This window comes from Brachyspira catarrhinii, from assembly GCF_005518285.1.
GTDB lineage: Bacteria > Spirochaetota > Brachyspiria > Brachyspirales > Brachyspiraceae > Brachyspira > Brachyspira catarrhinii.
In genome coordinates, this window is sequence record NZ_SJDU01000075.1 from 1 (window position 1) to 7,937 (window position 7,937).

The following is a 7,937-nucleotide window of genomic DNA, read 5'->3' on the forward strand; positions in this document are numbered from 1 at the left end:
TTTATCTTAATTGATTAAAGGCTCGGTTTTTTATTTTTAGATTGCTTCACATTTTCAAATATTCGCAATGACGAAAAATGCATTGTCATTGCGAGCTTTTGTCCGAAATCGTGGCAATCCAAAAAATATATTTTAAAAAATAAAAATAAATATTATACTATAATCAATTAAAATAATTGGAGAAAATATGTTTTATTCTCTTAAAAATAGCGAAATATTAAAAATAAGAAACGATATTTTTTTACAAAATGCCTTTCCTATACTCGAGCAAAACGGTTTTGTCAAATCGCCTTTTTTAGACGCTAATTTTGGAAGAAATTATTCCAATTCCCAACTTTATATTTACGAAATGTGTCGTTTGGAAAATTCCAATCTTGAATTTCTAACGACTTATATTAGTTTAAGAGATAGATATATTCAAATCTTCCTCAATATTTTTCATCTGTCGCCAATTCCTAAAAATATATCGGAACTTGAAAATATTAGCGGGATGAAATTTTATTTGCCTCCGAATAATCAAAAAGAAGAGAGGCTTGATATCGATATGTTAAAAACTATTCCGTTGTTTAGTTATAGATTTTGGTTTGAAAATTATAAATTAAAATCGTTTCATACGAAATTTGGATTTAATATGGCGATAAAAAAATTAAAATATCTTATAGAAAGAGACATGAAAAATATTAACTTTTTTGTTGAAAAATGGAGACAATTCCATAAACCAAATATTACCGATTGGGAAGGAAATATAATTGAATTAAATAATCCGTAATATAAAATAAACGGCAAATATTAAAAGGATTAAAAAATATGTTTTATTCTTATAAAAATATTAAAATTCATTATCAAATCATTGGAAACGGGAAACCGATTATAATGTTGCATGGGCTTAATTGCGACTTGAATTTAATGAAATGTTGCATGGAAAATATTTTCAAAAATAAAAATGGTTATAAAAGAATTTATATAGATTTGCTCGGAATGGGAAAATCCGAATCTTCGCCCGAATACGCTTCTTCCGACAAAATTCTTAATATACTTATTTCATTTATTAACGATACCGTTGCGGAAAATTTTTTAATTATGGGAGAATCTTACGGCGGATATTTGGCGAGAGGAATTTTATCGAAGATGCATTCAAAAATAGACGGAATGGTTTTGTTATGTCCCGTAGTTATTCCGATGCATGCGAAAAGAGATGTTCCAAAAAATATCGTAAAATTTGAAGATAAAAAATTTATGGAAACTATTAACGATAAAGAAAGAAAAATATTCTCAAAATATAGCGTTGTCGAAAATAAAAAAGTTTTTAAGAGATATAAAGAGGAAATTCTTTCGGGAATAAAAAAATGCGATTATAATTTTATCGATTTGCTTTGGAAAAAATATTCTTTTTCTTTCGATGTCGATAAAAAATTAAAAAAAATTAAATTCGACAAACCCGTTTTATTTATTGCTGGCAGGCAGGATATATGCGTTGGTTATAGGGATTTATGGAAACTGCTCGAAAATTATCCGAGAGCGACTTTTAGCGTTTTAGATATTGCGGGACATAATTTGCAAATAGAACAACCCGAACTGTTTAATTCTTTAATTGAAAATTTTTTGGTTAGAGTAAAAAATAAAATATAATTCTCTAATTTCGTTGTGACGAGATTTGTTTTTTTATTGCCATTGATAGTCAACTTGTTGGCGTGGCAATATATTTTATTTGGATTACTTCGGCGTAACCTCGTAATGACAATTCTTTTTTGCAATGATAAATTCAACCTGTCATTGCGAGATTTATTTTACAAATCGAGACTTGCCTACGGCACACAGCGTGAAGTCCGCCTTTGGCGAGCAATCTAAAAAATAACAAGGGGTTGCAATCTATTGCGTTAACAATTCAAAGGTAAGCACACAAGGGGTAGCTACCCCTTGTTATTAGAAATATTAACGAATTCTAAATTTGGATTGCTTCACATTTTTCAAATATTCGTAATGACTATAATTATTGATAAATTCAATTTTTCAAAACATTAATCAAAGCGTTTGCGAATTCTTTAGCCGATTTCGGTCCGTTTGCAGTTATAATATTTCCCGATACTACGACATTATCTCCAACTATCTCGGCGTTTCCATGACGAACATGAGATTCGTCAGCCGTTAAACAAGTCGCCTTAATATTTTCGAGTATTCCAGCGTTAGCCATAATGACTACTCCGCTTCCTATTCCCGCGACTATTTTTTTATTTTCCAAAAATAATTTTGAAAGCCCTTGCGCTCGCCAATCGTCCCATAACGCGATGCATCCCAAACCGCCGATAAATACTATAGCGTCAAAGTCTACCGCGTCAACTTCGCTGAATAAAAGTTCTATATTTACCGAACTTCCCAATTTCCCTTGTCCTTCGCCGATTATCGAAGAGGAAATTTTTGTTTTATATCCGTTATTTTCAAATATTTTTTTCGTTTCAAAATATTCTTCGTCTTGAAAATTTTTATAGGCAATTACATATAAAATATTATTCGTTCTTTCCATGATTTACTCCGTTATAACCTGCACATATCGTCATAATTTCTTTTATTCGATATTGCAAGTTCGTAGGCTTTAATATATTCTTTCGCGCTTTTCTCCCAAGAATTGTCTATTTTCATTCCTCTTAATTGCATTGTCTTAAATCTATCGGGATGGTCGTAATAAACGCTTATCGCCCAGCCTATAGTGTTATATAATGCCGAAGAAGTTGCGTCATAAAATTTGAATCCCGTGCCTTCGCCCGTTTGTTCATTGTAATTTTCAACCGTATCTTCGAGTCCGCCAGTGGCATGAACTATAGGAATCGTCCCGTATTTTAAAGAATACATTTGATTGAGTCCGCAAGGCTCGAATAGAGAAGGCATCACAAACATATCCGCTCCAGCTTCTATTAAATGCGAAAGTTCGTTATTGTAACCGATATAAGAACCCACTCGCCCAGGATATCTTTTAGGCAAATCTCCGAAGAAACTTTCGAGTCCTTTATCTCCCGTTCCTAATATTACAAATTGCATATTCATGTTATTCATCAAATAGTCTATTATCGAAGCTATAAAATGATAACCTTTTTGGTCTACAAATCTTCCAATCGCTCCAATTAAAGCGACATTTTCGTCTTGTTCGAGCAGGAAACTTTTTTGCAATTCTCTCTTGCATATTTTTTTACCCGCCATATGTTCCGCAGAAAAGTTAGCGGATAAAAATTTATCTTTTACAGGATTCCAAACATCTTCGTCTATTCCGTTAAGAATTCCGAAAAAGCTTGTAGTTTTATTTTGTAAATATGGAGCCATTCCATGCCCGCCGTAAGGAGAGGCTATCTCTCTCGCGTAAGTCGGACTAACCGTAGTCACGACATCCGAAAAGAATATTCCGCCTTTAAGCAAATTTATATTTCCATGGTCTTCAAAAGTGTCGGGGCTATAATTATTCCATCCCAAACCCAAATAATCGTAAGTAGTAGCGGAGTTATAAATTCCTTGATAATTAGCGTTATGAATCGTAAGCAAACTCGCCGCTCGTCCAAGTTCGTTGCTCCAATGCCAAGTTTTTATATAAGCTGGAATTGCCGCCGTCTGCCAATCGTTTACATGAACGACATCGACATCCAATTTCAAATCTCTGCATAATTGCAAAGCCGCCATTGAAAAAAATCCGAATCTCCAAGCGTTATCCTGATAATCGTTGAACGCGTTATCATGGTAGAGTCCTTCTCTGCTGAAAAAATTATGATGCTCTATAAAATAAAAATCGACTCCTTTATAAACCGTTTTGAATACCGAACACCATTCTTCGCCGCTTCCCATACGAACGCACATAGTCGGAAGAACATTCTCCAAATAGCAATCCTTAAAATCGATATCTCTATATTTTGGAATAACTACAAAAGCCTCGACATTGAATTTTTTCAAATATATAGGCAAAGAACCCGCCACATCGGCAAGCCCTCCCGTTTTTATAAAAGGTATCGCTTCAGAAGACGCTATCATTACTTTAAGTTTAGGCATAAAAAACTCCTTCGATTATACATATTTTATACTATACAATTTTATTTAAAAACTTTCAAGGCATATTATAAATTATAGATAAATTTAAAATTGATACTTGACTTTTAATTTCCATTTAATATAATAAATATATTCTTAAATAAAACTATAATAAAGTTATAGTTTTGGAAATTATATTTTGAGGAGATTAAAATGACTAAAATAATAAAAAATAAAATAATATTAAGCGCGATTTTATTTGTGAATATTTTTTCTATTTCGGTATATGCGGTTGAAAGAAAATATATTCCAAATACTACCGATGCCGTTATTTCTTTTAGCTTTGATAATTTATCTAAAAAAGCGGAAGGCGATTTACAACAAATATTAAATTCTTTGTTTATGCAAAGATTGGCGAATAAATTTTTGGAAACGAGAGACGATGAGGTTGTCGCCGAAGCTATGACGAACCGACTCGCTCAATTATTCGATTTTTCAAAAGATTCTAAAATAATTTTTATAAACGATTACGGAAAATTAACTTTAATTGTGGATATTTTGGATATTACGGAATTGGACAAAATAATGATAAAAATCGCAAGTCAGGAAGATAAATTAATTTCTTTTTCCGAAAGCGCAAACTATAGATATTTGAGCCTTGACGAAAACACATTAATATCTTGGAACAACGAAATATTTACCGTTTCTTTAAGAGGGTTATTTTTTGAAGACAACGACAATATAATAGATTCGGCGGAAAATATTTTTAAAGGCGTTGCGCTTGAAAACGAATATTTTATTTCTTTGGAAAACGAAACTAACGATTGTTATGTTTGGATGGATTTGTCTTTTTTATCGGAAAACGAAGGTTCTTTATTTGAATTGTTATTGGAATTAGCTGGAGATATGCCCGAAAGCGTTAAAGATATTTATAAAGACGGAGTTTTAACGGGAAAAATTAATTTTGGCAACGGAAACGCCGATATGGTTTTTGACACTTATATCCCCAACAATACTTACGATTTTGCTTCTCTAAAAAAACAGTTGTCGGAAAATATATTTAAATTCGTAAACGGACAAAATAATTACGGATTTTTATCTTTGGCTTTCAATAATTCCGCATTATCAAAAATTTTAGGAAATATGAATTATATTAGTTTATTGTTTGACGAAGAAACTTCGGCTAAATTGGAAAGAGAGGGAATAGACGCTTCCAAATTATACGAACTTTTGGGCGGAGATATTTTTGTATCGGGTTGGAATACCGAAGACGACAAAACAGTTTTATTATTTTCAATATCCATAACGGACGAAGAAACTGGCAAGAAAGTGTTGGATACTTTATCGGATAGTAAAGAAGGCGACATATATATTATAGGTGGAGATTATTTTTATATAAGAGATTCTATTCTTTATACGGTCAATGAAAAAAGCGTTATAGATTCTATAGCGAGAGGAGAGATTCCTAATATAAAATTGGACGAAAATAAATTGAAATTGGCAAGAGAGAATATTTTTTCTTCTTATCTTGAACTCACTCCTTTCATTGGAGATTTGCTCGGAGAGGAAAATGAAGAATTTGAATCTATATATTTAACTTCAAATATTTTGGATAATAAACATAGTCAAACTATAATAAAATTGGAAGCTAAAGATAAAACTAAAAATATTCTTACGATTATAAAATCCTTCTTTATTGAAAGCGATAATAATTAATTTAAGAAACTAATTTTATTAAAGTGAGATTAGACGAATATCTTTTCAAAAACGGCTATACGATAAGTAGAGCGAAAGCGCAGGATATAATTCTTGCGGGATGCGTTTTTGTAAACGATATTAAAGTAACTTCAAAATCTCAAAATATAAAAGAATCCGATAAAATTGATATTATTCAAAACAGAAAATATGTTTCCCGAGCGGGCGATAAATTGGAAAAAGCATTTTTGGAATTCAATATTTTGGTTAAAGATAAAATATGTTTGGATATAGGTTCTTCCACTGGCGGATTTACCGATTGCCTTCTTCAAAACGGCGCTAAAAAAGTTTACGCTTTGGATGTCGGGCATAATCAATTGGTTTACAAATTAAGAAACGACAAAAGAGTTGTTTCGATTGAAGATTTTAACGCTAAAAATATAAAAAAAGAAATGTTTGAAGAAATTCCTTCAATTATCGTAAGCGATGTTTCTTTTATTTCGATAACGAAAATAGCGCCCGTTATTTATAGAGAATTTAAATATTTGGAATTTTGGATTAGTCTGATTAAACCGCAATTCGAAGCGGAAAAATCGGACATACCGAAAGGCGGAATCATAAAAGACGATATATTGAGAGAAAATATTTTAAATAAAGCGATTAAAAAAATTGAAGAAATCGGGTTTAAAGAAATCGGCAGGACAATCTCGCCAATAAAAGGAACTAAAGGCAATATAGAATATTTGGCGTATTTTGTAAGGAGCGAATAATTTTATTTATTTGAAGTTCGCATGCTATATATTTTATAATCTTCATAAAAAGCGTCTATATCGTTTACCAATAAATTTCCGTTTTTCGATATTGAAATCGATTTTATTTTTTCCAATTCGTTTTCAATATCTTCGTTATAATCGATTCCAATTATGGAACAAATATCGTAAATATTGTAAGGAAATTCTATTTTTGTAATATCTCTAAATAAAAGCTCGTTTTTTATAAGCGCCTCTATGATTATGATAAATTTGCTCGTTATATTGTTCGCGTTGAAAGCTTTTATTCTCGATATTGTCATCTGTATTCTCATACTCATTATTTTTGTCAAATAAAGTCTTATATTTTTGTCGACATATAATAAATTTATAATCTCTTCTTTTTTTACCGCTTGAATAATAGAATCTTGCAAAATTATCGCCGTAGTGGAAAGCGCCTGATTTTTGGAAGTTGGAGCGTATCCGTTAATAATATCTCCGTCAATCGCCACTCTTCTCGTAACCTGCTTTGAATTAAAAATATTATAAACTCCCACTTTTCCGAATTTTATTATATATAAATAATCGTTGCTTTGAATTTCCGTGTATAAACAATAACCTTTTTTATATTTATAAACATTATTGTCTATCAATTCTGGCTCTTTAAAATCTTCTATTAAAGGCTCGATTTCCAAAATCAATTTATCAATTTCTTTAACTTTTTCTTTATTACTTTCATTATTAGAATTTTTATAATTATTAAATATTTTATAAGCCGCTCCGTAAAATCCGTTATTATAATAAATTTTTCCCATTTCGATTATATCCGAAGTTTTTGCCTCGCTTTGAATATAAGGTTTATTCGCTTTATTCAAAAAATAATAATATCTGTCGAGCCATCTTTCCAAATTGAGAAGAAGATAATCATACATTTTATTTATTATGCTTCTATTATTTATATTTTCTATTTCTTGAATATTCATTTCCAAAAGTTCCACATCTTCTATTGCCTTTACGGTAGAGCTAATCGGTTCGTTAATTACCGCGTTAAAAAATCCTATAATCTCTCCCGCTTTATATTCGACTGAGTAATTATCCGCAAAATAACTGTATGCCACTACCGTTCCAGAAACGATTATATAAAAAGTATGTTTAGGCTCTTGTCCTTCTATATATATTATAGAATCTTTTTTGAATTTGACAGTTTTTGAATCGCTCATATTTTTAACCCATTAAATATTTTTACTTTATAATTATAAAACCGATAAATATGGAATAGATAAAATATTAAAATAGTTTTATTAAAGGATTATTTCTTAATCTGCTGTTTCAAATAAGACGCTATGAACTCGTCAATATTTCCGTCCATAACGGAGTTCATATTTCCGCTTTCATAACCCGTCCGCAAATCTTTAACCAACTGATAAGGTTGAAACACATAACTTCTGATTTGATTCCAATATTTTTCGTTTTTTCCCGCTTCGCCTT

The 7,937-nt window shown here is 31.0% G+C and carries 7 protein-coding genes and 1 pseudogene; 4 read left to right on the plus strand and 4 right to left on the minus strand.

Annotated elements, in window-relative coordinates; translation table 11 throughout:
- The first annotated feature begins 187 nt into the window (after nt 1–187).
- Both EZH24_RS04290 and EZH24_RS04295 read left to right on the plus strand, forming a co-directional pair.
- Nucleotides 188–769: a hypothetical protein gene (locus EZH24_RS04290; RefSeq protein ID WP_137997893.1), complete on the plus strand. Its 582-nt coding sequence runs from the start codon at nt 188–190 to the stop codon at nt 767–769.
- Nucleotides 770–807: 38 nt separating this feature from the next.
- Nucleotides 808–1,629 (plus strand): alpha/beta fold hydrolase, encoded by an 822-nt coding sequence (locus EZH24_RS04295; RefSeq protein WP_137997894.1) that lies wholly within the window; start codon nt 808–810, stop codon nt 1,627–1,629.
- Nucleotides 1,630–2,002: 373 nt separating this feature from the next.
- On the opposite strand, the gene EZH24_RS04300 is transcribed toward EZH24_RS04295, so the two are convergent.
- Together EZH24_RS04300 and EZH24_RS04305 are read right to left on the minus strand one after the other, a co-directional pair.
- The gene (locus EZH24_RS04300) at nt 2,003–2,521 is read right to left on the minus strand and encodes a DJ-1/PfpI family protein (protein WP_137997895.1); all 519 of its coding nucleotides are present in this window, start codon (nt 2,519–2,521) and stop codon (nt 2,003–2,005) included.
- Nucleotides 2,522–2,532: 11 nt separating this feature from the next.
- A complete protein-coding gene (locus EZH24_RS04305) occupies nt 2,533–4,026 on the minus strand; it encodes a glycogen synthase (RefSeq protein WP_137997896.1) in 1,494 nt (497 codons plus the stop codon).
- 192 nt (nt 4,027–4,218) lie between these two features.
- Here EZH24_RS04305 and EZH24_RS04310 point away from each other — a divergent pair, with 192 nt between their 5' ends.
- Together EZH24_RS04310 and EZH24_RS04315 are read left to right on the plus strand one after the other, a co-directional pair.
- Nucleotides 4,219–5,721, plus strand: a complete 1,503-nt coding sequence (locus EZH24_RS04310) for a DUF4836 domain-containing protein (RefSeq protein WP_236847066.1) — start codon at nt 4,219–4,221, stop codon at nt 5,719–5,721.
- A gap of 23 nt (nt 5,722–5,744) precedes the next feature.
- Nucleotides 5,745–6,470 carry a TlyA family RNA methyltransferase gene (locus tag EZH24_RS04315; RefSeq protein WP_137997897.1) on the plus strand — a complete coding sequence of 242 codons (726 nt, stop codon included), beginning with the start codon at nt 5,745–5,747 and terminating at the stop codon, nt 6,468–6,470.
- A gap of 2 nt (nt 6,471–6,472) precedes the next feature.
- Here the strand turns inward: EZH24_RS04315 and EZH24_RS04320 are convergent, their stop codons facing one another.
- Entirely contained in the window at nt 6,473–7,669 is a 1,197-nt protein-coding gene (locus EZH24_RS04320) for a cyclic nucleotide-binding domain-containing protein (RefSeq protein WP_137997898.1), read from the minus strand.
- Between the two features lie 89 nt (nt 7,670–7,758).
- Nucleotides 7,759–7,937: pseudogene (gene prfB / locus EZH24_RS04325) on the minus strand (peptide chain release factor 2); the annotation flags it as partial.

Excerpts from the sequence above, each read along its gene's own strand:
- EZH24_RS04305 (WP_137997896.1), bottom strand. The coding sequence starts at position 4,026 with ATGCCTAAACTTAAAGTAATGATAGCGTCTTCTGAAGCGATACCTTTT.
- EZH24_RS04300 (WP_137997895.1), bottom strand. The coding sequence starts at position 2,521 with ATGGAAAGAACGAATAATATTTTATATGTAATTGCCTATAAAAATTTT.
- EZH24_RS04310 (WP_236847066.1), top strand. The coding sequence starts at position 4,219 with ATGACTAAAATAATAAAAAATAAAATAATATTAAGCGCGATTTTATTT.
- EZH24_RS04290 (WP_137997893.1), top strand. The coding sequence starts at position 188 with ATGTTTTATTCTCTTAAAAATAGCGAAATATTAAAAATAAGAAACGAT.
- EZH24_RS04320 (WP_137997898.1), bottom strand. The coding sequence starts at position 7,669 with ATGAGCGATTCAAAAACTGTCAAATTCAAAAAAGATTCTATAATATAT.
- EZH24_RS04295 (WP_137997894.1), top strand. The coding sequence starts at position 808 with ATGTTTTATTCTTATAAAAATATTAAAATTCATTATCAAATCATTGGA.